The organism is Lacicoccus alkaliphilus DSM 16010 (genome assembly GCF_900142805.1).
GTDB classification, from domain to species: domain Bacteria; phylum Bacillota; class Bacilli; order Staphylococcales; family Salinicoccaceae; genus Lacicoccus; species Lacicoccus alkaliphilus.
This window is the reverse complement of sequence record NZ_FRCF01000002.1, coordinates 1-21,685: the sequence shown is the minus strand read 5'-3', so window position 1 is coordinate 21,685 and position 21,685 is coordinate 1. Positions and strand designations below refer to the sequence as shown.

The 21,685-nt window shown below is 48.3% G+C and carries 18 protein-coding genes, 23 tRNA genes and 2 rRNA genes; 4 read left to right on the top strand and 39 right to left on the bottom strand.

The window, feature by feature from the left end:
- Positions 1–12: 12 nt before the first annotated feature.
- The 6 genes from BUA12_RS00220 to BUA12_RS00195 form a co-directional block, all read right to left on the bottom strand.
- Positions 13–603 (bottom strand): 6-phosphogluconolactonase, encoded by a 591-nt coding sequence (locus tag BUA12_RS00220; protein ID WP_072707195.1) that lies wholly within the window; start codon positions 601–603, stop codon positions 13–15.
- A gap of 717 nt (positions 604–1,320) precedes the next feature.
- Complete coding sequence (gene nfsA / locus BUA12_RS00215; protein ID WP_072707192.1) at positions 1,321–2,064, bottom strand: oxygen-insensitive NADPH nitroreductase; 744 nt, start codon at positions 2,062–2,064, stop codon at positions 1,321–1,323.
- A gap of 15 nt (positions 2,065–2,079) precedes the next feature.
- Entirely contained in the window at positions 2,080–2,550 is a 471-nt protein-coding gene (trmL, locus tag BUA12_RS00210) for a tRNA (uridine(34)/cytosine(34)/5-carboxymethylaminomethyluridine(34)-2'-O)-methyltransferase TrmL (protein WP_072707190.1), read from the bottom strand.
- 13 nt (positions 2,551–2,563) lie between these two features.
- Positions 2,564–3,697 (bottom strand): tRNA epoxyqueuosine(34) reductase QueG, encoded by a 1,134-nt coding sequence (queG, locus tag BUA12_RS00205; RefSeq protein WP_072707188.1) that lies wholly within the window; start codon positions 3,695–3,697, stop codon positions 2,564–2,566.
- Positions 3,698–3,869: 172 nt separating this feature from the next.
- The gene (locus BUA12_RS00200) at positions 3,870–6,002 is read right to left on the bottom strand and encodes a heavy metal translocating P-type ATPase (RefSeq protein WP_415735720.1); all 2,133 of its coding nucleotides are present in this window, start codon (positions 6,000–6,002) and stop codon (positions 3,870–3,872) included.
- A gap of 50 nt (positions 6,003–6,052) precedes the next feature.
- Positions 6,053–6,490: a CopY/TcrY family copper transport repressor gene (locus BUA12_RS00195; RefSeq protein ID WP_072707184.1), complete on the bottom strand. Its 438-nt coding sequence runs from the start codon at positions 6,488–6,490 to the stop codon at positions 6,053–6,055.
- 182 nt (positions 6,491–6,672) lie between these two features.
- On the opposite strand from BUA12_RS00195, the gene BUA12_RS00190 reads away from it, so the two are divergent.
- Both BUA12_RS00190 and BUA12_RS00185 read left to right on the top strand, forming a co-directional pair.
- Positions 6,673–7,041 carry an ArsR/SmtB family transcription factor gene (locus BUA12_RS00190; protein ID WP_072707182.1) on the top strand — a complete coding sequence of 123 codons (369 nt, stop codon included), beginning with the start codon at positions 6,673–6,675 and terminating at the stop codon, positions 7,039–7,041.
- Entirely contained in the window at positions 7,034–9,253 is a 2,220-nt protein-coding gene (locus tag BUA12_RS00185; RefSeq protein ID WP_072707181.1) for a heavy metal translocating P-type ATPase, read from the top strand. The genes BUA12_RS00190 and BUA12_RS00185 overlap by 8 nt, the downstream gene beginning before the upstream one ends.
- A 13-nt stretch (positions 9,254–9,266) precedes the next feature.
- On the opposite strand, the gene BUA12_RS00180 is transcribed toward BUA12_RS00185, so the two are convergent.
- From BUA12_RS00180 to BUA12_RS00170, 3 genes are all read right to left on the bottom strand, one after another.
- Entirely contained in the window at positions 9,267–10,427 is a 1,161-nt protein-coding gene (locus tag BUA12_RS00180; protein WP_072707180.1) for a glycerate kinase family protein, read from the bottom strand.
- Positions 10,428–10,699: 272 nt separating this feature from the next.
- A complete protein-coding gene (gene dsdA / locus BUA12_RS00175) occupies positions 10,700–11,986 on the bottom strand; it encodes a D-serine ammonia-lyase (protein ID WP_072707179.1) in 1,287 nt (428 codons plus the stop codon).
- A 69-nt stretch (positions 11,987–12,055) separates the two neighbouring features.
- Positions 12,056–12,412 (bottom strand): DUF6176 family protein, encoded by a 357-nt coding sequence (locus tag BUA12_RS00170; RefSeq protein ID WP_072707178.1) that lies wholly within the window; start codon positions 12,410–12,412, stop codon positions 12,056–12,058.
- Between the two features lie 118 nt (positions 12,413–12,530).
- On the opposite strand from BUA12_RS00170, the gene BUA12_RS00165 reads away from it, so the two are divergent.
- Positions 12,531–13,085 (top strand): Maf family protein, encoded by a 555-nt coding sequence (locus BUA12_RS00165; RefSeq protein WP_072707177.1) that lies wholly within the window; start codon positions 12,531–12,533, stop codon positions 13,083–13,085.
- On the opposite strand, the gene BUA12_RS00160 is transcribed toward BUA12_RS00165, so the two are convergent.
- From BUA12_RS00160 to BUA12_RS00135, 6 genes are all read right to left on the bottom strand, one after another.
- Positions 13,086–13,730 (bottom strand): HD domain-containing protein, encoded by a 645-nt coding sequence (locus BUA12_RS00160; protein ID WP_072707176.1) that lies wholly within the window; start codon positions 13,728–13,730, stop codon positions 13,086–13,088.
- Positions 13,731–13,816: 86 nt separating this feature from the next.
- Positions 13,817–14,347 carry a YceI family protein gene (locus tag BUA12_RS00155; RefSeq protein WP_072707175.1) on the bottom strand — a complete coding sequence of 177 codons (531 nt, stop codon included), beginning with the start codon at positions 14,345–14,347 and terminating at the stop codon, positions 13,817–13,819.
- 112 nt (positions 14,348–14,459) lie between these two features.
- Positions 14,460–16,154, bottom strand: a complete 1,695-nt coding sequence (locus tag BUA12_RS00150) for a S9 family peptidase (RefSeq protein ID WP_072707174.1) — start codon at positions 16,152–16,154, stop codon at positions 14,460–14,462.
- Between the two features lie 77 nt (positions 16,155–16,231).
- A complete protein-coding gene (locus BUA12_RS00145; RefSeq protein WP_072707173.1) occupies positions 16,232–16,846 on the bottom strand; it encodes a hypothetical protein in 615 nt (204 codons plus the stop codon).
- Positions 16,847–16,926: 80 nt separating this feature from the next.
- The gene (locus BUA12_RS00140; protein WP_072707172.1) at positions 16,927–17,835 is read right to left on the bottom strand and encodes a pseudouridine-5'-phosphate glycosidase; all 909 of its coding nucleotides are present in this window, start codon (positions 17,833–17,835) and stop codon (positions 16,927–16,929) included.
- Entirely contained in the window at positions 17,832–18,926 is a 1,095-nt protein-coding gene (locus tag BUA12_RS00135) for a carbohydrate kinase (protein ID WP_072707170.1), read from the bottom strand. The genes BUA12_RS00140 and BUA12_RS00135 overlap by 4 nt, the downstream gene beginning before the upstream one ends.
- Positions 18,927–19,127: 201 nt before the next feature.
- Between BUA12_RS00135 and BUA12_RS00130 the strand changes: the two genes are divergently transcribed.
- Positions 19,128–19,212, top strand: a tRNA-Leu gene (locus BUA12_RS00130).
- A 135-nt stretch (positions 19,213–19,347) separates the two neighbouring features.
- On the opposite strand, the gene BUA12_RS00125 is transcribed toward BUA12_RS00130, so the two are convergent.
- The 24 genes from BUA12_RS00125 to BUA12_RS00010 all read right to left on the bottom strand — a co-directional run.
- A tRNA-OTHER gene (locus tag BUA12_RS00125) sits at positions 19,348–19,422 on the bottom strand.
- Positions 19,423–19,441: 19 nt separating this feature from the next.
- Positions 19,442–19,512, bottom strand: a tRNA-Cys gene (locus tag BUA12_RS00120).
- A 6-nt stretch (positions 19,513–19,518) separates the two neighbouring features.
- Positions 19,519–19,590 (bottom strand) — tRNA-Gln (locus tag BUA12_RS00115).
- Between the two features lie 5 nt (positions 19,591–19,595).
- Positions 19,596–19,671, bottom strand: a tRNA-His gene (locus tag BUA12_RS00110).
- A 2-nt stretch (positions 19,672–19,673) separates the two neighbouring features.
- A tRNA-Trp gene (locus BUA12_RS00105) sits at positions 19,674–19,747 on the bottom strand.
- Between the two features lie 4 nt (positions 19,748–19,751).
- Positions 19,752–19,832 (bottom strand) — tRNA-Tyr (locus tag BUA12_RS00100).
- A 4-nt stretch (positions 19,833–19,836) separates the two neighbouring features.
- Positions 19,837–19,912 (bottom strand) — tRNA-Thr (locus tag BUA12_RS00095).
- Between the two features lie 11 nt (positions 19,913–19,923).
- Positions 19,924–19,996 (bottom strand) — tRNA-Phe (locus tag BUA12_RS00090).
- A gap of 19 nt (positions 19,997–20,015) precedes the next feature.
- Positions 20,016–20,091 (bottom strand) — tRNA-Asp (locus tag BUA12_RS00085).
- 11 nt (positions 20,092–20,102) lie between these two features.
- Positions 20,103–20,174 (bottom strand) — tRNA-Met (locus BUA12_RS00080).
- 21 nt (positions 20,175–20,195) lie between these two features.
- Positions 20,196–20,288: transfer RNA gene (locus tag BUA12_RS00075), tRNA-Ser, on the bottom strand.
- A 22-nt stretch (positions 20,289–20,310) separates the two neighbouring features.
- Positions 20,311–20,387 (bottom strand) — tRNA-Ile (locus tag BUA12_RS00070).
- A gap of 4 nt (positions 20,388–20,391) precedes the next feature.
- Positions 20,392–20,465, bottom strand: a tRNA-Met gene (locus tag BUA12_RS00065).
- Between the two features lie 24 nt (positions 20,466–20,489).
- A tRNA-Ala gene (locus tag BUA12_RS00060) sits at positions 20,490–20,565 on the bottom strand.
- 18 nt (positions 20,566–20,583) lie between these two features.
- Positions 20,584–20,657 (bottom strand) — tRNA-Pro (locus BUA12_RS00055).
- A 9-nt stretch (positions 20,658–20,666) separates the two neighbouring features.
- Positions 20,667–20,740: transfer RNA gene (locus tag BUA12_RS00050), tRNA-Arg, on the bottom strand.
- A gap of 17 nt (positions 20,741–20,757) precedes the next feature.
- Positions 20,758–20,846 (bottom strand) — tRNA-Leu (locus BUA12_RS00045).
- Positions 20,847–20,875: 29 nt separating this feature from the next.
- A tRNA-Gly gene (locus BUA12_RS00040) sits at positions 20,876–20,950 on the bottom strand.
- Between the two features lie 14 nt (positions 20,951–20,964).
- Positions 20,965–21,050 (bottom strand) — tRNA-Leu (locus BUA12_RS00035).
- Between the two features lie 3 nt (positions 21,051–21,053).
- A tRNA-Lys gene (locus tag BUA12_RS00030) sits at positions 21,054–21,129 on the bottom strand.
- A gap of 11 nt (positions 21,130–21,140) precedes the next feature.
- Positions 21,141–21,216: transfer RNA gene (locus BUA12_RS00025), tRNA-Thr, on the bottom strand.
- A 5-nt stretch (positions 21,217–21,221) separates the two neighbouring features.
- Positions 21,222–21,297, bottom strand: a tRNA-Val gene (locus tag BUA12_RS00020).
- Between the two features lie 38 nt (positions 21,298–21,335).
- Positions 21,336–21,450 (bottom strand): 5S ribosomal RNA (rrf, locus tag BUA12_RS00015).
- An 81-nt stretch (positions 21,451–21,531) separates the two neighbouring features.
- Positions 21,532–21,685: ribosomal RNA gene (locus BUA12_RS00010) — 23S ribosomal RNA — on the bottom strand; the annotation flags it as partial.

The window sequence follows — 21,685 nt, the reverse complement described above, 5'->3', positions numbered from 1 at the left end:
ACCTCTTCAAGTCTATGCAAATTTATAACTGTAATAATCGACGATGTCAGGGTCGAGTCCGGATGCCGCTTCACGGTCCAGGACGACCGTCACCATACGGTGCGACTTGATCTGGCTGTAAGCATCCTTGTCATTCTCTTTGGCATTGTACAGAGCCCTCACTATATCCGCTTTATCGGCACCTGCTGCCACCACCATCAATTCGCGCGCCTCGAATACAGGCTCATTCTTATTCCCGTCATTGAAGCCGACGTTGCCCTGGTCGTCAAGGTACAACAGGCCCAGGCTGATCTGGTCTTTATCTTTCAGAAGACTGTTGAGCGATTCACTTGATCCGTCCTTATGGAACTGGTTTTCAGGTATCTTCAATTTCTCGAGGACGTCCGTTGTCGGCTGACCGATCAGTGTGATGTTCACCTGTGAAAAATCTGCAGGATGCTGCTTCGTCTCCCCTACGAACTTCTCGTAAGCCCAGTTCAAGTCCTCATTCATTTCCAATGCAAGAAGGCTTGTCGGATTATTGTGCACCTGTTTCCTTAAGATATCTGCAGTATATACACTTAAAGTTTCCTTGTTGTCGAAGATTTTGAAATTCATAGCCATGGTCATTTCCTCCATATAATGTGTTTAAGACATATCATACTTAGTTTACCCATTATTTTATCACAAATAACACTTAAAGCCTTGAAAAGGATAAAACATGCATTTTCTACACCCGTTACTGACCATATGCCGGCTGTTTAAAAATAATTCAAATGCCTCTTTTTAAATGTGATATAATCAGATATAATATAAAATATATGAGAGTACGCTAGGAGGCAGACTAATGGATGCATTTTTAATATTAATGGTATGTGGTGCGTTTTTAACTGCAATTTTAACTGCTGCCCGTGAATCTGAACATGGGTACAAAGACGACGGCGAAACCAGAATCAAATAATATTTAAATTTGAAAGACCCGCCCAAATTGAGCATGATGCCGTAGATCATAAACGATCTACGGCATTTTTTCGAGACGTTTGGGTGGATTTCAGCTCAGAGTTGCGAATCCTCGCCCCTATTTCGCAACCTTTCCAAAAGTTATCTCTCAACTTTACGAATTAAAAGAAGTAAGCAATTAAAAACCTTATTATAGTTAAGTAGAAAATAAATTGTAATAAGAAAAGGACGACTTCAAATGAATTGATCTGAAGTCGTCCTTTTTCATTTATATTCGGTCAAAATGAAGAATGTGAGTAATGCACCACCTGCGAACAAAATCCGGAATAGTGATTGCAACATCCCTCTTCGGTGAATGATTGAAATCTCCGCATATATTTTTTACTGCCCCAGGAACCCCTGCTTTTTAACGACTTCATCAACATCCAGGCGCTGCTTCTTATTGAGCATGCCGACCACCTGGTCGCTCCAGGAATCATCCCGTTTGCCGCCTGTACGTTCTTTGTAATACGCGCTTACACGTTCGTCATAATCTTCGATTTCCTCTTTCGTTTCATCAAGATGCTGATAAGTGTTCTCGTGATACACCGCTTCAAACGGCAGGCGTTCCTTCACACTGCCTTCGTGTGCCGGATGGCCCGCCACCATACCGAAGAGCGGGAACGTGCCTTCAGGCAGCTCCAGTATCTCGATCACTTTCGCCATATCATTCCTCAGCGAACCGATGTAACAGATGCCGAGCCCGATGCTTTCAGCCGCAACGGCCAGATTCTGTGCCGCGAGTGCCGCATCGACGGTGCCGACGATGAACTGCTCCGTCAGATGGAAGTTGATCGGCGCCTCTTTTTCTTCCGACAGATCCCTGTGCCTTCTGTAGTCTGCAATGAAGACGAATAAATGCCCGTTGTTCTCGACATAGGGCTGGGTGCTGATTTCCTTCAATGCTTTCTTCTTTTCAGGATCCGTCACCCCGATGATCGTATAAGCCTGGACGTAACTTGAAGTGCTGGCGCTCTGTGCCGCTTCGACGAGCATCCTGATCGTTTCATCGGATAATTTCTCTTCGGTGAATTTACGGATTGAACGGTGGTTCTTCAACAAGTTGATTACATCATATTGCGTCATTGATTCGTGCGCCTCCTATATAAGTTCCGGATAATTTTGTTGCCTCAATGCTTCATATACTAACATAGTTGCCGTATTTGCCAAGTTCAAAGACCTGACGTTCCCTGTCATCGGCACCCTGAGCAGCGTATCCTCATATTTTTCCCTGACCCACTCCGGCAATCCGGTTGTCTCACGGCCGAAGACGAAATAATGGTTTTCCTCCGGATCCGAGTAATCCATATCCGAATGTGCTTTTTTGCCAAATTTTGAAAGCATATAATAATTGCCGGGGTTCTGGTCAAAAAATATTTCTATGGAATCATAATAGAAAATATCCACATACTCCCAGTAATCCAGACCCGCCCGCCTGACCATCTTTTCTTCAACGCTGAAACCGAGCGGCTTGATCAGATGGAGTGTTGTGTTCGTTGCTGCACATGTCCGTGCAATGTTTCCTGTATTCTGTGGTATTTCCGGTTGAAATAATACGATATGATTTGGCATGACCTTTCCCTTTCTAATGACTGACTTCCTGGATGCCTTTCAGCATTTCCTCTTTCACTTCCGCATCCTGTTCATGCGGATATCTTTCATGGATGTACCCGGCGGCATCACTGCCCTGGATCTGGCCAATCGCCCAGTAGGCGGTGCCCTTGATCACCGGACGGGGATCGTTTTCCGCAACACGCTTCAAAGTGTCCACTGCAGATTCTTCTTTAAAATGTGCCAAGGCGATTATAGCATTTCTCTGGATCGGCTTCTTCCCTCTCCAGACACCTGCAAGATGGCCGTACTTCTCTTTGAATTCCCTGTTGGATATCTCAAGGAGCGGTTCCAGCTCCGGCTTCAATATTTCCGGTTCGAGGACGATATCTTCATGGTGATCTGTATTGATGCCCTTGTTCCTCGGACACACCTGCTGGCATGTATCGCAGCCGTATAAGCGGTTGCCGATCTTATGACGGTACTCGTCCGGCATCCAGCCCTTTATCTGGGTCAGGAAGGAGATGCACTTGTTGGAGTCGAGCTGTCCGTTGCCGACGAGCGCCCCTGTGGGGCAGCGGTCGACACAGATGTTGCAGTCTCCGCATGAGTCGATCAGTTCCTCGTCCGGCGGGAACGGATAGCTTACGATCATTTCGCCGAGATAAGTGTAGGTCCCGAGTTCCGGGTTGATGACGAAGCCGTTCTTGCCGATGTACCCGAGGCCGCTTCGCCGCGCCACTTCACGGTCACTGAGCACTCCCGTGTCCACCATCGATTTCGTCTCAATCCCTGGGTCGATGGATTTGATGTAGGCTTCAAGCTTATCGAGGCGCCTGTTCAGCAGTTCGTGGTAATCCATTCCCCATGAAGCACGGGCAAACATCCCCCGCCGGCTGCCCTTCCTGCCCTTCGGCGCATCCGGAAGTTTATTCGGATACCCGACGGCGATGGCGATGATGCTTTTCGCGCCCGGCAGGCTCGCTTTCGGGTTCGTGCGCTCTTCCACGCTGCCTTTTTCAAAACCAGACGCATATCCCTTGTCCAGGTAATCGATGAGCTTCGCCTTATATTCCAAAAACGGCTCGGCATGCGTGAAGCCGATATCGTCGATGCCGATGCTGTGGGCATAATCAATCACTTTTTGCTTGAATTCATTACGGTCCATGATTATTTTCCCCTCCCTTCAATATGAATTCCATATATGATATGTAATTTATAATGGTTTCTTTATGGTTTTTAATGCCTATCATTATAACATATCAGCGGGATTTCCCGGGTTCAAAAAACATAAAAAAACAGTTCTCAAACCGATTCGGCCTGAGACCTGTTTAAATTAATCAGTCCAACCTCAGCGTCATTGCATTCAGCGCAACAACGACTGTGCTGATCGACATCAGTATGGCACCGACGGCCGGTGAGAGGATGAGGCCGGCTCCAGCGAGCACACCTGCTGCAAGCGGGACTGCCAGTATATTATACCCTGCCCCGAGCCACAGGTTCTGCACTGTCTTCTTCATCGTCCTCTCAGACAATGACAGGAAGTTCATGATATCCGACGGTTCACTCTTGACCAGTATGACGTCGCCGGATTCAACCGCGACATCCGTACCGGCACCGATTGCCACCCCGATGTCCGCCCGTACGAGACTTGGCGCATCATTGAGGCCGTCCCCGACCATCATCACTTTCTTCCCCTCATTTTGATACGTTTTTATCATTTCCTCTTTATCTTCAGGCATCATCTGTGCGTGTACCGTACTGATGCCCAGCTCTTCTGCGACCGCTTCGGCCACCTGCCTGTTGTCTCCTGTCAGCATGACCGGTTCGATGCCGCGGTCAAGCAGATCTTTGACCATACCTTTGGAGCTTGATTTGATCTGGTCGCCCTGTGCGACGATGCCGCTGTTTTCACCCTCAATGACCAGGAAGCTGACTGAATTTCCGCTGCCTGCAAGGGATTCAAACTGTGCCCTGTCATAATTTATGCCGTTATTATCGAGATAGGAGACACTGGTGATCTTCATATCCTTGCCGGCAATTCTACCTTCCAGTCCGATGCCGGGGATATTGTTGATATCTTCCGCCTGCGGGATGTCGATGCCTTTTTCTGCTGCCTTATCCAGTATGCCCAATGCCAGCGGATGGCTCGAACTTTTCTCCATCGCTGCTATGAATCCCAATATTTCTTCATCAGAATGCTGATCATTGAAGCTTTCGAAGTGGTTCACTGCGAAGTTGCCTTCTGTGAGCGTGCCTGTCTTATCCATCATGACGACGTCCAGCTTCCTGGCCGTTTCAAGGGATTCACGGTTCTTCACAATCAGACCGTTTCTTGCACCAATGGAAGTTGACCGTGCAGTGACAAGTGGAATTGCAAGCCCAAGCGCATGTGGACATGCGATGACCAGTACCGTCACCAGCCTCTCAAGGGCGAAATCCATATCACTTGCAATCATCATCCATACAACGAATGAAACCAGGCCTACACTGAGTGCGAAGTAGAATAAATACCCTGCAATCCTGTTGGCCAGCAGTTCGGCGCGCGACTTATCACTTTGAGCCCGGCTCACAAGCCCCATGACCTGCGACAGATAACTGCTCTCCCCGGTACCCGTCACTTTTACGTTAATGGTGCCGGACCCGTTCACCGAACCGCCGATGACAGAATCATCGACCGCCTTCTCGACATTCCGTGATTCTCCTGTAACAAGTGACTCATCCACCGAAGTGCGGCCGGTGATGATGATACCGTCAGTCGGAATATTATCCCCTGCGTTCACCTGTACGACGTCACCTTCATTCACTTCGGAAAGTTCGACTTCCCTCGTACTGCCGTCCTCTTCAACGATCACGGCAGTGCTCGGAAGCAGTTCCGCCATTTTTTTGAGTGCATCCCCTGCCTTGCCCACAGCATTCATCTCAATCCAGTGGCCCAGCAGCATGATGATGATCAAAGTTGCCAGCTCCCAGAAGAAATCCATCGTATGGGCATCCGGGGCCCCGAAATGATTCATATAGAATGCATACAGGCTGTAGAAATATGCAACGGAAATGCCCATGGTGATCAGCGTCATCATGCCCGGTTTACGGGCTTTCAACTCTTCCTTTGCACCACTTATGAAAGGCTGGCCGCCGTAGAAGTAAAGGATTGTTGCAAGCACCAGTACCAGCCAGTCAGAGCCGGGGAACGTAAATTGGAACGGAAGTTCAATCCCCATCATTGGAGCAAGGAAAATGATCGGCACTGCGAAAATCAGTGATACGAAGAATTTCTTCTTGAAATCTCCATGATGATGGTGCGTGTGGTGACCCTCATGGGTGGTGTGCTCGATCTGATCATCATGAGCGGCATGGCCGACTTGGTCATCAGCAGTATCGTGTTCTTCATGGTGGTCATGAGCGTTGTGGTTATCATGATGATCATTTTCATGGTGACGGTGATGTTTGTGATCATGTTCTGGCATGTTCATCCCTCATTCCTGATATATACCCAGTAGGGGTATTATTATATTTAAAAAAATTATGAAACTTCGCATCTGCACTGTCCTGGTGTACAGCTGCACGGCACTTCTTCCACAGCCTCTTTTTTCTTCATCTCCAACATTCTTTCCAGCCGGTCTATATCTTCATGACTCAAAAGCGATTTTTCAATCAGGGCTGCAATCGTACGCCCATTATCCTTATCACAAATATTTTCGAATATTTCATCCAAAGTTTTCCTGATGAATTCATCCTCACCGATAGTCGCAGAATACAAAAATTTCTTTCCTTCTTTTTCCGTCGTAAGCATCCCTTTTTTAACGAGCCTTCCGATAAAGGTTTTAATTGTGGCTGCACCCCACTCTTTTTTTCGCTGCAGCACTTCTATAATCATCCTGCTGGTCACCTGCCCCTGTGCCCAGACGGTGCGCATGACTTCCCATTCGGAAGCTGTGATTTTGAAATCGTGTCGATTCATCTTTCATCCCTCCTATAGATTACAATTGTAATCTTATTAACTATAGTTTATACCTGTAATCAAAAAATGTCAAGCCTGCCTTTAAGACCGCGCTTTATTTCACCATTCAAATATCAGCTTGAATGAAGAAGGTTAGGTGTATTATACTATATTCAAATGAATACTTGAATGAGAGGTGCATTATGGGCAGTAAAGATGCTTGTGAAATTTTTTGTTATGACGAACAGAAGGTCAACCGCATACAGGAAGATTTGGAAACCGTTGATATTTCAGGTGTCTCGCAAATGCTCAAATCCATCGCGGATGTGAACAGGGCGAAGATCACCTACGCCCTGTGCCAGGAGGCGGAGTTATGTGTCTGCGATATCGCAAATATTCTCGGCGTGACGGTGGCCAACGCCTCCCATCATCTGCGGACCCTCTACAAACAGGGCATCGTCACTTTCAGGAAAGAAGGCAAACTCGCCTTTTATTCAATTGAAGATGACCATGTCAGGCAGATCATGATGATTGCTCTAATACATAGGAAAGAAGTGACCGCCAATGCCTGAGGGAATTGCAGAGCTGACTGAGGAGGAAAAAAGCGTCTACCGTGTCGAAGGATTCTCCTGTGCAAACTGTGCAGGCAAGTTTGAAGGTAATGTCAGGAAATTACCCGCAGTCCGTGATGCGAAAGTGAATTTTGGCGCTTCCAAAATCTCGGTCTACGGGAATGCGACCATTGAAGAACTCGAAGAAGCAGGTGCGTTTGAAAACCTCAAGGTGGTGCCTGAGAAAATCCGCAAAGAAAACATACAGGAAGAGGGAACACCTGTCCCGTTTCATAAAAAACACAGCACCCTGCTCTACTCGCTGGCATTCCTGATCTTCGGCTTCATTTCCATGTTTGTGAATGGCAATGACAATATCCTCACACCGCTGCTGTTCATCGCTTCAATGCTCGTCGGCGGGGCTTCAATGCTGAAGACAGGGCTTAAGAACCTCGCCCGGTTGGAGTTTGATATGAGAACCCTCATGACAGTGGCGGTCATCGGCGGTGTCATCATTGGGGAATGGGCTGAGGTGGCGATCGTCGTCATCCTCTTCGCCATCAGTGATGCTTTGGAACGGTTCTCGATGGAACGTGCAAGGCAGTCCATCAGTTCACTTATGAACATCGCGCCTAAAGAGGCACTCATCAAGCGGAACGGACAGGAAATGAAGGTTCACGTCAATGATATTGAAGTCGGTGACATCATGGTCGTCAAGCCGGGACAGAAAATCGCAATGGATGGCGTGATCGTCGATGGATACTCTGCCGTCAACCAGGCAGCCATCACAGGCGAGTCGGTCCCGGTTGAAAAATCGGTGGAGGACGAAGTGTTTGCAGGCACCCTGAACGAAGAAGGCCTGCTGGAAGTCAAAATCACCAAATTGGTCGAGGATACGACGATCGCCAAAATTGTCCACCTGGTTGAAGAAGCCCAGGGGGAACGCGCACCCGCCCAGGCCTTCATTGATAAATTCGCAAAATACTACACACCCGCAATCATGGGTGTCGCAGTGCTGGTGGCGATAGTGCCACCATTATTCTTCGGAGCCGGCTGGTCGGTGTGGGTCTACCAGGGGCTTGCTGTCCTCGTCGTCGGCTGCCCGTGTGCATTGGTGATTTCCACACCGATATCCATCGTTTCCGCAATTGGAAATGCCGCCAAAAAAGGAATCCTTATAAAGGGCGGTGTCCATCTCGAACAGTTGGGCGGATTGAAGGCCATCGCCTTTGATAAAACAGGCACACTCACTAAAGGCGTGCCGATCGTGACGGATTACCGACTGATAAATGATGATGCGGATGAAAAAGAAATGCTGGCCATCATCTCAGTACTGGAATCCCGCTCCCAGCACCCTTTGGCTTCAGCCATCGTCAAGGAAGCGGACACAGAGAACGTTTCTTACTCGTCTCTCACTGTGGAAAATTTTTCTTCCATTACAGGAAAAGGGATACGCGGCATGATCAATGGTGAGACGTATTATATCGGTAACATGGCGTTATTTAAGGAAATACAGCCGCCCGCTTTCTCCGATAAGATCGAAAGGGATGTCAAAGCGCTTCAGGAGCAAGGGAAGACGGTCATGATTGCAGGCACCGGGGACACCCTCCAGGCAATCATTGCGGTTGCAGATGAGGTACGCGAATCAAGCAGGGCAGTGATTCGGAAGCTGCATGATGCCGGTATTAAAAAGAGCGTGATGCTGACTGGCGATAACCGTGATACTGCCAGTGCAATCGGTGGCCATGTCGGCGTGAGTGATGTTCAATACGAACTGCTGCCCCAGGATAAGCTGGAAGTGATCAGGCAGTTGAAATCCGAATATGAGCATGTGGGGATGGTTGGAGACGGCGTCAACGATGCGCCTGCACTGGCCGCTTCCACAGTCGGCATTGCCATGGGCGGCGCCGGCACCGATACAGCCCTTGAAACGGCGGATGTCGCCTTAATGGGTGATGATCTGAAGAAACTGCCGTTCACCATTAAGCTCAGCCGGAAAACTTTGAACATCATCAAAGCGAATATCGCTTTTGCCATCGGCATCAAGCTGATTGCCCTGCTGCTGGTCATCCCCGGATGGCTGACACTCTGGATCGCCATCCTTTCGGACATGGGCGCCACTATTTTAGTCGCACTCAATGGAATGAGGCTCATGCGTGTGAAAGAAGATGAAGATTCAGATGAGCAGTTGAATAAAAATCCCCAGCCCGAAATATTGAGGGCCGAAAGATGAAAATTCCCCGGCTTTAATTGCCGGGGAATTTTTTTGTATGATTCATCGCGAGCACCGATATCACCTGGCTCACGGTCTTCTCCAGATTGAAGCGGGTGAGCCCGCTGTCCATCGCCTCTTCGAGAGACATCGGCGTGTGCTGGATGGAAAATATTGCGCTCATCTCATCCGCCGTCAATTCATAGGCGCTATCCGTGACGCTGCCGCCGAACGCAATGACCGGCACTTCGTGTTTCTCAGCCGTCTTTGCGATACCTGAGGGGACTTTGCCCATCGCAGTCTGCGCATCCAGCCGTCCTTCCCCGGTGATGACCAGGTCTGCATCTTTAATCTCACTCTCCAGATCAAGCAGACCAATGACCAGCCGGATCCCGGGTTCGAGTCGGGCATCCAGGTAACCGTAAAATGCAGCACCCAGTCCTCCTGCGGCACCGCCTCCTTCAACCGATGCTATGTCGATGCCCATCTGCGCTTCGGTGACTTCAGCATAATGCTTCATCGCATCATCCAAATCGGGTAATGATTCCTCAGTCACACCCTTTTGGGGACCGAAGACATATGTCGCGCCGTTCGATCCATAAAGGGGATTATTCACATCGCATGCCACACTGAAATTACAGTCATCGAATTTGAATGCCGCTTCTGTTTTGATGACTTTATGGATATTTGAAAGGGCAGCGCCGCCAAACCCCACCGGATTGCCGGCCTGATCAAGAAAGTCATAACCCATCGCCTGAAGCATTCCCACGCCGCCGTCATTCGTCGCGCTGCCGCCAAGACCGATGATGAATGTCCTCGCACCATCATCATAAGCATGACTGATCAACTCACCGATGCCGTATGTCGTCGCTTTCCCGGGGTCCAGCCGGACCCGGCTCAGCAGTGTCAAACCGCATGCCTCAGCGATTTCGATGACGGCGAGATTTTCTTTATCCACAAAGCCGTAACGGGCATTGACTTGATCCCCAAGCGGGCCGTTGACTCCTCTTGATCTGATTTCCCCGCCGAGACCGTCGATCAGCGCATCAATCGTGCCCTCGCCGCCGTCCGCCATGGGGAAAGTGCGGATGTCTGCATCTTCGAATATGGTTTTTATCCCTTTTCTGACAGCCTCGTTCGCTTCAAGCGATGACAGGCTCCCCTTGAAAGAGTCCATCGCTGCAATAAACTTCATTTGATCCCCCCTGCTTTAATTTCCGGACAGCATCCTGAAACATGCAGGTTCTGTCCGTTTTTTATTTGAAAAACCTGACAGAGCGTCACTAATTTCAGCTTCCATCCGAATATTGAACATTATTCCGGACAGTTGCCCTTCAACCTGAGGCGCCTTCCGTTTTTCGTGTGAAAATCCTGACAGAGCAGAAATAACACCGGTCTCTATCCGTTTTCACCACCATACTTCAGACGGATTCAGCTTCTTGCAAGCTTCCATCCGGAAAGCCTCAATCACTCATCTTTAAGCAGCGCCTGCCCCGCTTCATAATCTTTCCGCCACACTTCATCCGGCACCATGTTTCCACCCGTCGACCACACCAGATGGGTACCGGCAGGGAAATCCGGGAGTGCCTCCTGCAGCCTGTAGGCACCGGTCATGCCGGCAAGTGCCGACGGCTCAAGCTTCATCTTTTCCTCGTCCCACAATTTCGTCAGCAGCCTGTAGAGCTCATCGTCCTGTACGGTGTAGAACCCGGCAATCATATTTTCCACAGTCTTGCCGATGAATTTTGAGGCCCGTCCGACCGCAAGTCCGTCTGCGATCGTCACATTATCAAGCCCGATATCACGCACGGAGATTTCATCATGGCGCCCGCTCATCACCCCGAGCATCATGCACGGCGAGTGCGTCGGCTCCGCAAAAACAGGATGTACATGACCACCGAAGACTTCCTTCAAACCAAATGTGATGCCGCCGGGCGCCCCGCCTACGCCGCACGGCAGGTAAACATATAACGGATGTTCAGCACTGACTTCGATGCCCGCTTCTACGAGCTGGCCTTTCAGCCTCAGCGCACTCACCGCATACCCAAGAAACAGCGTCACCGAGTCTTCATCATCCACAAAATAAAAATCGTCCCGCCTCATCGCTTCTTCCCTGCCTACCGTCACAGCATGGCTGTAATCATCCATATGCTCAATGACGTTTACACCATATTCACGGAGCATCTTCTTTTTCCATTCCTTGGCATCAGTGGACATATGGATGTTCACTTTAAACCCGAGTTTGGCACTCATGATGCCGATGCTCAGACCCAGGTTGCCTGTAGAGGCACAGACGATGGTGTACCGGGAAAACACTTCTTTGAAACGCCCCCCGGCGAATTGGGAATAGTCCTCCCCCGCATCGATCAGCTCATGATCTGCCGCGAGTATTTCGGCAAACGTCAGTATTTCATATATCCCGCCACGGGCTTTCACCGATCCGGAAATCGGCAGTATATCATCCCTTTTTATATGCAGGCGGCCTTTCAACTCCAAGCCATGCACCTCGTCAAGGTACTGCTGCATGCCGGCCGGTCGTTCGACGGGTGATTCGATGATGCCTGCGTCCCCCTCCGTCTCAGGAAAAAGCTTTTCGATGAGCGGCGCGAATTTAAGGAGCCTGTCTTCCGCCGCTTCAATATCCTGCATAGTGAATGCATTGCCCGGCTTCACCGCTTCATATTCCATATATCCTTCATTTTTCCAAAATACTTCAGTTGCTGCCTTCAAACTTTTTAAAACCTTCTCATTCATCGTTCTCCCCCTCCCGAAATAAAAAGAGCAGACTTTTCGTCTGCCCTTAACTTATCACTATTCGAATTTCTAGTCAGCACTTTCCATCGCTTTTCTTATGCGGTATGGAATCATTGTCACAGCTGCTGTCATGTCCTCCGGGCGGAAAGTCCGGTCGATGCATTCTTCGAAAAACTCGAGATGCCTTTTATCGATCTCAGGTGATGTGAGCCCGTCGTCGTCACCCGCCTGATCATCCTGGACGCTGTACCAGTATAAATACTCGACATTGTTGAATGCTTCACGGAAAATCGTCTCGACGTACATCCGCTCTCCTTCAAGGTTCAGGAGTACATCATCCATGTTTTCATGGATGTACTCGATCCATTCATCCACGCGTTTGCTTTTTCCTTCTTTCACCCGGAACTTAGTGAGTTCCACTCTCATCGTTTCCACCTCTCAAGTCACTGTTCAATTAAACATCGTATCACTCAATTAAGGCTGACGCCTGGAACATGTGAGCGATCTTTAAATATGTAATAATATAATAAAAAAGGATGTTTATATGAAATTGATTTTAGCTTCATCTTCGCCCCGCAGAAGGGATCTCCTGAATCAGGTCAATATAAAATTTGAACTGCGCGAACAGCAGACAGACGAATCAAGAGTAAACATAACAGACCCGGTTGAAAAAGTAAAGGTGCTTTCGGAATTAAAGTCATACAGCACGGCATTACATGATTCCGAAGTCATCCTGACAGCGGACACCGTCGTTTCAAAGGATGGGATCATATACGAAAAGCCGAAGGATCTGGCCCATGCACGCGAAATGATCAGAAGTTTGAGCGGTGCGACGCACCAGGTCTTAACCGGCTGCATGCTCCGATCGCAGCATGAAGAAGAATTCATCATTTCAAAAACCGATGTGACATTTTATGAATTGACCGATGAAGAAATCGACAGTTACTTGCAGTACGGCGATCATCTGGATAAAGCCGGGGCTTACGGCATCCAAAGCCAGGGCGCTGTGCTGGTCAGGGAGATTCACGGTGACTATAACACCGTTGTCGGTCTGCCGCTCGCCGAAGTCGTGCGTGCGTTGAATGAATGGCGGGAGTGATCAGCGCTCCCCCTGCCATTCAGCATGGAACTGCTCAAGGTACGCTTCCATGAACTGATGACGTGCAGCGGCGAGTTCTTTTGCCGCATCGGTATGCATCAAGTCCCTCAGCTTCAAAAGCTTTTCATGAAAATGGTTGATCATCGTATTTTCTTCGCGGTATTCCTCTAGTGTCATATCTTCCCTCGCCCCGGCTCCGGGATCGTATATTTCATGGTTTTTAGCACCGCCGTATATGAATGTCCTCGCAATCCCGATGGCCCCCATCGCATCCAGACGGTCCGCATCCTGGACGACTTCATCCTCGATGTTCCTCACTTTGAATGCATTATTCCCGCCTTTGTAGGAGACCGCCTGCATGGCATAGAGTATCCTCTCCACCACCGCTTCTTCCATTGAAAAATCCCGCAGGTAGCGCCTTGTATCTTCAACCGCATCCTGGCTGCCATTCAGCTTATCATCTATCGTGTCATGGAGCAGGCTTGCAATCCTGATGATGAACGCATCGCCGCCGGCACTCTTCTGTATCTGCATTGCATTCCTGTAGACCCTCATCACATGATGGAAGTCATGTCCCGTCGAATCTCCCTTGTGAAAATCTTTGACATAATCTTTGACTGAACTGATGATCTCTTCCTGATTCATATTCAACCTCCGGCAATCCGTATTTTTAAAAGCTTCTTAAAAATGAAAATACCACACCCCGGGGGTGTGGTAAAGTAAATGCCTGCTTATTTTTCTTCCCTGAACTGCAGTTCAAGGTTCACTTTGACGTCCCTGCTTACAAGGACACCGCCTGTTTCAAGTGATTGGTTCCATGTCAGGCCGTAATCTTCACGGTTGATTGCGAAATCACCTTCAAAGCCATATACAGTGTCACCGCTCATCGGGTCCGTCCCCTGGCCGTTATACTCCATGACGATTGTTTCTTCTTTCGTGATGTCCCTGATCGTCAGGTCACCGGTCACTTTGAAGGAATCACCGGATTTTTCGATATTGTTTGAAGTGAAAGTGATCTCAGGATAATTTTCAGCATCGAAGAAATCTTCCGACTGCAGGTGTCCGTCACGGTCGCCGACGCCTGTGTTGATCGTTGCCGGTTTCGCCGTCGCTTTAAGGCTCGCATTTTCGAAATCTTCGATTGAATCTGCTTCAATTTCAATGGAGTACTCCTCGAAAGTGCCTTTAACTTTAGTCACCATCATGTGTTTAACTGAAAATTCGACTTCTGAGTGGAAATTATCTGCTACAAACTTAGTCATTATTAAAAACCTCCGTGATATCTTTATTATTTTTTAACATATATTTATAATAAAGCACTTGGTTACAAAAAGCAAGTAACAAACTTAATAAATCTCAAATTCTAGATAATTTTTATTTTTCCCGGCTCAGACCATTGAAGAAGTTTACGATTTCACCATTCATATCATCGATGTTTTCAGTGTGCATATACTGATGGCCTTCATTTTCATAAGCGACAAAATCTACATCCCTGCCCTTACGCTTCATTCTGCCATACATTTGATCCGACTCGCTGAAAGGCACTCGCACATCATATTTGGAATGGAAGATTCTGAGCGGCGGCATCTCCCTTTGGATGTTTTCGAGCGGTGCCGTCGCTTCAAAGAAATCATCATGCGTCCCGATGAATCCGTATTCATGGGATCGCAGATGCCTGCGCCATTTGGAGGTGTTCTGAAGCAGCGTCCGCAAATGGGAGATGCCGACGATGTCCACTGCACCTTTCCATAAATCCGGATATTGGGTCATGGCCATCAGCGTCATGAACCCACCGTAACTTCTGCCCATGATGAATACATTATCGGGGTCTGCACTTTCCCGTTCTATAAGATGCGTCCTCAAATGAACGATATCTTCGAGCGCATCCAGACGCTTCAGCTGATCATCCAGCCCGATATAGAATTTGTGGTAGCCTGTACTCCCCCTGATATTGGGCACCGCAATCTGATAACCCGCCTCATAGAGTTTGTAATACAATTCGTTGAACTCAGGCCGCGCCTGTGACTCCGGTCCGCCATGTATGTGGATGACGGTCCGGACATTTTCACCCGGCTGCTTATACAGATAGTAGGGCACATCGAGTGCATCGAATGATACATAGGTGTCCGCCGCCGTCTCGACAGGCGTATCGGCCGGGCTGTTGCCGAACATCTTTTCAAGCGTGCCCGATCCGATATCATACTTGTAAAAAGAATGGGGTTCTGACATTGAGGAGTAAAGGATATACAGTCCGCCCTGCTCTTTTTTCATTGAATGGATGACACCGTCCGTCAGGATCTCGAGCGGTGTCAGCCTTCCGTTTTCAATCTCATATTCATAAAGGGTGGAATATCCATTCACATTCAGCGTCAGATAAGCTGTGCCCCCGTCCAGTATGAGATGCTCCACATTCCAGTTGAAATCGGTCAGCCGTTCATATGCCCACGTGTTTTTATCCAATGAGTAAAGGTTCATGTAACCGTTGTTGAAATCACTGACGAAGATGGCTGCATCTTCCCCCATGGAATGATAGTTTTTGAATCGCCCTTCCGGGAAGGGCAGTTTCTCCATTTCATCAGCCACAATATCATATAAGTAGAGCTGTGAATCGATGTTCGTCACATCCTGGCTGAGCAGCAGCTGGTTGTCCTGAAATTTTGAAATGATTTTAGTGGGGTTTTGAAAAGATCTGATGATCCCGCTCTCACCCTTCAAATCAGACCTGCACAATTCAAATTCACTTTTTTCCTGATGATTCCTGAAATAAAAAAGATGCCCGTCCATATATGTGCCGTAATGATGATAATAATCCGGTGCATATGTGAGTTCCAATTCCTCTTCCGCAAGTTTCAGCTGTTCGCGCTCATTGCCGTTATAGTCGGTTGAAATCATCAGATGGTCATTGACGAACCAGTAATTTTTAACATTCTGCACTTCGTTCGTCACCTGTGCCGATGAAGAATCTGCAAGATTGTATTTATGAAGCTCACGCTTCCCGGTCTCGTCGCTGATATAATATAAATGGCCGTCTTTCAGTTTGATGTTCAAATACTTTATAAAGTTTGTCATGCGCTCATCCCTTCTCACCTTGTATAATACAAAAATACCCTAAACCTCATCAGTTTGAAAGGTTTAGGGTATTTTGATCAGAAATCTTCTACTTCGCCTTCTGTAATTTTACGTTCCATCAATTTATCGCCGACATAAATGTATATGATGCCCGTTTCGAAATCAGTGTAATTCGATTTGTAATATACGGCTTCATAATCGTAGTCATTATTGATATTGTCGACGATCCTGCAGGTGCCGTCCACTTTTTTAAGGAACACCCTCTTGCCTGACGCATATTCAAAGAAGTCATTGTCAACCGCAAGGTTGAATGGTATGAAAGATAAATAGGTCTCAGGCATCCTGGTCATTATATAGCTGGACAACGAACCCTGTAAAATCAGATCCATCAGCTGTTCCCTGTCTTCACCGATGATCAGATGGTCCGTCTTCTTCTTCTGGGCATATTGAACTGCTTTTTCAAATGCATGCTTGGGTGCAGATTCAATGATCTCTAGATTACAATCCAATTCTTCGGCACGGTTTTTGATCAGTTGGAAGTCGACTTCCTTGTTATACTTCAAATCTTCGGAACTAATGTCAACGAGAAGGATATTAAGGTTATCATCCTCATGCACCAGCTCAAGGGCATGTTTGATCATGCTCTCACCTTGAATACCGTATTCGATAACAATTGTAACGTTTTTACCCATAACCAATCTCCTCTAATCACAGATATGATATATGGTTGATTATAACATCTTGTCACACAATTGTTACATGTTTAATGAATTTATTTGTGGTAACTGACGGCGATTCGTGTGCCGACTTCCGCATTGTTCTTAACAAGGCTGATATTCGTCTCGAGGCTCTTCCCTTCGGTCGATTCCACGACTTTCCCGAGCAGGAACGGTGTCGAGTCTTTTCCATGTATGCCTTTTACCTGTGCTTCCCGCACAGCTTCACTGATGACTCCGTCGATATACTCCCGGTCCATCGCGTCTTTTTCCGGAATCGGGTTCGCCACGACGATGCCGCCATCCAGGTTCAAGTCATATTTGACTCTTGCGATCTCCGCTATCTCTTCCACCGTCTCACTCGTAGCATTCAGCTTGATGCCGCTCTCGCGTGTGAAGAAAGCAGGCAGTTCATCAGTTCTGTAACCGATCACCGGCACCCCTTTGGTTTCAAGGTACTCCATCGTCTTATCCAGATCGAGGATCGATTTGGCCCCTGCACAGATGACCACAACATTCGTCTGAGCCAGTTCATCAAGGTCTGCGGATATATCCATCGTTTCCCCAACGCCCCGGTGCACCCCGCCGATGCCGCCTGTGACGAAGAAACGTATGCCGGCCATCTCTGCACAAATCATGGTCGAGGCCACCGTCGTCGCCCCCAACTGCTTAGTGGCGACCACCTGTGCCATATCGCGCCTGGAAACTTTCGCGACACCTTCCGTCTTCGCAAGGACCTCGAGTTCTTCGTCGTTCAGGCCGATCTTGATTTTGCCTTCGATGATGGCAATTGTTGCCGGGACTGCGCCATTATCCCGCACAATCTGTTCCACTTCTTTTGCCATTTCCACATTCTGCGGATAGGGCATGCCGTGGGAGATGATGGTGGATTCCAATGCGACTACAGGTTTATTTTCGTCAAGTGCTTTCTGCACTTCTTCAGTTATGCTTAAATATTGTTTCATTTGACTTCCTCCAAATTTTTGATTAATTGATGTTCATCCAGGTCCTGCCTGACTGTATAACTTGTTTCTATCGTTTTTCTGCTGTTGATCATCCCGAGTCTGATGGTGTCTTCAATACCCATACCCTTCAACCAGCCGTATATCACCGCTGCAGAGAACGCATCACCCGCTCCGGTGACATCAACAACATCTGAAGATTCATCTATCTCATACAGGGCGGACCCACCGCTCGAACTGTAAGCCAGTGATTTGGATCCGTTTGTGACGATGACATGTTCGACGCCGGCATCATTCCATCTGCGGGAGCCTTCCAGCAAATCGTCCTCATTCTGGATGGACAAATCGAAATACGCTTCAGTTTCATCACGGTTGACGATCATCCAGTCGACTGCATGAAGATTGTGCGGCAGATGCTTCATTTTAGGGCCGGACACCGGGATCAAAACGACTTTTATGTCCTGCTTTTCTGCGTAAGCACATAAAAATTCGAGCGAGGCCCTGGGAATGTTCAGGTCCGCGATGATGCACTTCGCATGCTTTAATATATATGTGTTCTGGATCAGCACTTCAGGAGTCAGATCGTCATAAACCGCCATATCAGCAAAACCGTATTCCATATCGCCAGTACCGCTGATCAAGGCGGTGTATGAACCTGTACTTTTATTGCTGATCTGATGCACGTAGTCCAGGTTGATGAAAGGTGAACTCAGTGATTTGATGGCCTCCCATTCACTGTCCACACCGCATGCCGTGAGCAGTGTGACATCCTGGGAGAGGCGTCCCAGATTCTCGGCTATGTTCCTCGCCACCCCGCCGACGGACTTCGTCGATTCGATCGGATTGGATGTACCGTGGATCAGCCGGTCCGTGACATAAAACTTGCGGTCGATGTTCGCAGCCCCGATACAGACGATTGGATACTCGTCATTGAGCACATAAGCCTTGCCCTGGACATATTCTTTCCTGATCAGTCCGGAAATGATGTTTGCGACTGCTGAGCGCGACAACCCCACTTTTTCTGAAAGCTCCTGCTGTGAAATGAACGGATTTTCTTTTATATTTGAAAGCACGATCTGTTCGTTCTTATTCATCGTTGCACCTCCTTTTGTAAACACTTGTTTATATAACAAACAATTGTTTACAATATAACATAAATCGCAGCGGAACACATTATTTTGATCGAATTTTTAATAACAAATCCTCTAAGTAAAATTTTAAATACCCCTAGAAACCTATTGACTTCTTCCTCAATGATGGGGTATAATTCTATTGTTGCTTAAAAATATTGAGATGCCACCATGGCGGAATTGGCAGACGCGTCGGACTCAAAATCCGATGGCCGTTAAGGCCGTGCCGGTTCGACCCCGGCTGGTGGTACTACTACCCTTGAAGAAGTCATCTTCAAGGGTCTTTTTTCGTACAAAATGAATTTCAACACAAAAAAGCCGGCTGCAAAAGCAACCGGCCGGTTTATAACAATCAATTTAATTAATGAAACAAAATATAATAAAATGGAGCGGAAGATAGGATTTGAACCTATGTCTTGCTTCAGGAAGAAGCATGTTCTAAGCACTGAACTACTTCCGCTTAATATAAGGAATTCCTAAGGCGCCAACCGGATTTGAACCGGTGATAGAGGATTTGCAGTCCTCGGCCTTACCACTTGGCTATGGCGCCAAAAAACTGGGCTGAAAGGATTCGAACCTTTGCATGACGAGACCAAAACCCGTTGCCTTACCGCTTGGCTACAGCCCAATAAATGGGGCGACCGATGGGAATCGAACCCACGAATGCCGGAGCCACAATCCGGTGCGTTAACCACTTCGCCACGATCGCCATGGCAGGGGTAGTAGGAATCGAACCCACATCAAAGGTTTTGGAGACCTCTATTCTACCATTGAACTATACCCCTAAAATGGAGGGGGGCAGATTCGAACTGCCGAACCCGAAGGAGCGGATTTACAGTCCGCCGCGTTTAGCCACTTCGCTACCCCTCCATAATGGTGCCGGCCAGAGGACTTGAACCCCCAACCTACTGATTACAAGTCAGTTGCTCTACCAATTGAGCTAGGCCGGCCTATTGAAAGGTGGTCCAGGACGGAATCGAACCGCCGACACAAGGATTTTCAATCCTTTGCTCTACCGACTGAGCTACTGGACCTGCTTATGTAATTAAAAAATGGCGGTCCCGACGGGAATTGAACCCGCGATCTCCTGCGTGACAGGCAGGCATGTTAACCGCTACACCACGGGACCACTAAAAAGTATTGCGGGAGTTGGATTTGAACCAACGACCTCCGGGTTATGAGCCCGACGAGCTACCACTGCTCCATCCCGCGATAATGATATTAGAATAAAAATGGCGGAGGAAGAGGGATTCGAACCCCCGCGGGCCGTTAAGCCCCTGTCGGTTTTCAAGACCGATCCCTTCAGCCGAACTTGGGTATTCCTCCGTATGAAATGCAATTGAAAATATGGTGGACCTTGCAGGACTCGAACCTGCGACCCAACGGTTATGAGCCGTTTGCTCTGACCAACTGAGCTAAAGGTCCTTAATGGCGGCGGAGGGGATCGAACCCCCGACCTCACGGGTATGAACCGTGCGCTCTAGCCAGCTGAGCTACACCGCCAAGGTAAACTCAATAATTTAATAATGGTGGAGACTAGCGGGATCGAACCGCTGACCTCCTGCGTGCAAGGCAGGCGCTCTCCCAGCTGAGCTAAGCCCCCATTATAATGTGAATCAAGTCGGGAAGACAGGATTCGAACCTGCGACCCCTTGGTCCCAAACCAAGTGCTCTACCAAGCTGAGCTACTTCCCGTAAATTAAGCGCGCCCGAGAGGACTTGAACCCCTAGCCTTCTGATCCGTAGTCAGACGCTCTATCCAATTGAGCTACGGGCGCATAAGTTGAGATATATATGGTGCCGAGGACCGGAATCGAACCGGTACGGTAATCACTTACCGCAGGATTTTAAGTCCTGTGCGTCTGCCAATTCCGCCACCCCGGCTAAGTATAAAGACATGATTGAATATTATATGGAGCGGAAGACGGGATTCGAACCCGCGACCCCCACCTTGGCAAGGTGATGTTCTACCACTGAACTACTTCCGCCTATACAATTTTAATGGTGCGGGTGAAGGGAGTCGAACCCCCACGCCCTGAAGGCACTAGATCCTAAATCTAGCGTGTCTGCCAGTTCCACCACACCCGCGCATGGTGAGCCATAGAGGATTCGAACCTCTGACCCTCTGATTAAAAGTCAGATGCTCTACCAACTGAGCTAATGGCTCATGCTAATAAATGGTGCCGGCCAGAGGACTTGAACCCCCAACCTACTGATTACAAGTCAGTTGCTCTACCAATTGAGCTAGGCCGGCATAAATGGTGGAGAATGACGGGTTCGAACCGCCGACCCTCTGCTTGTAAGGCAGATGCTCTCCCAGCTGAGCTAATTCTCCGATATGATAAGTACTGAGTATTTAATGAAAATGAAATTGCCTGGCGGCGTCCTACTCTAACGGGACGTCAGTCCAACTACCATCGGCGCTGGAGAGCTTAACGGCTGTGTTCGGCATGGGAACAGGTGTGGCCTCTCCGCCATTGCCACCAGACAATTTGAATGCAATGTACATTCAAAACCATATAGAAGCCAAGCAACATCGTGTAAAAAACCCTCTACACGGTACAAATCTTTGAATAAGTCATCGATCGATTAGTATTCGTCCGCTGCATGTGTCGCCACACTTACACGCCGAACCTATCCACCTCATCGTCTCTGAGGGATCTAATGGGGAAATCTCATCTTGAGGGGGGCTTCATGCTTAGATGCTTTCAGCACTTATCCCG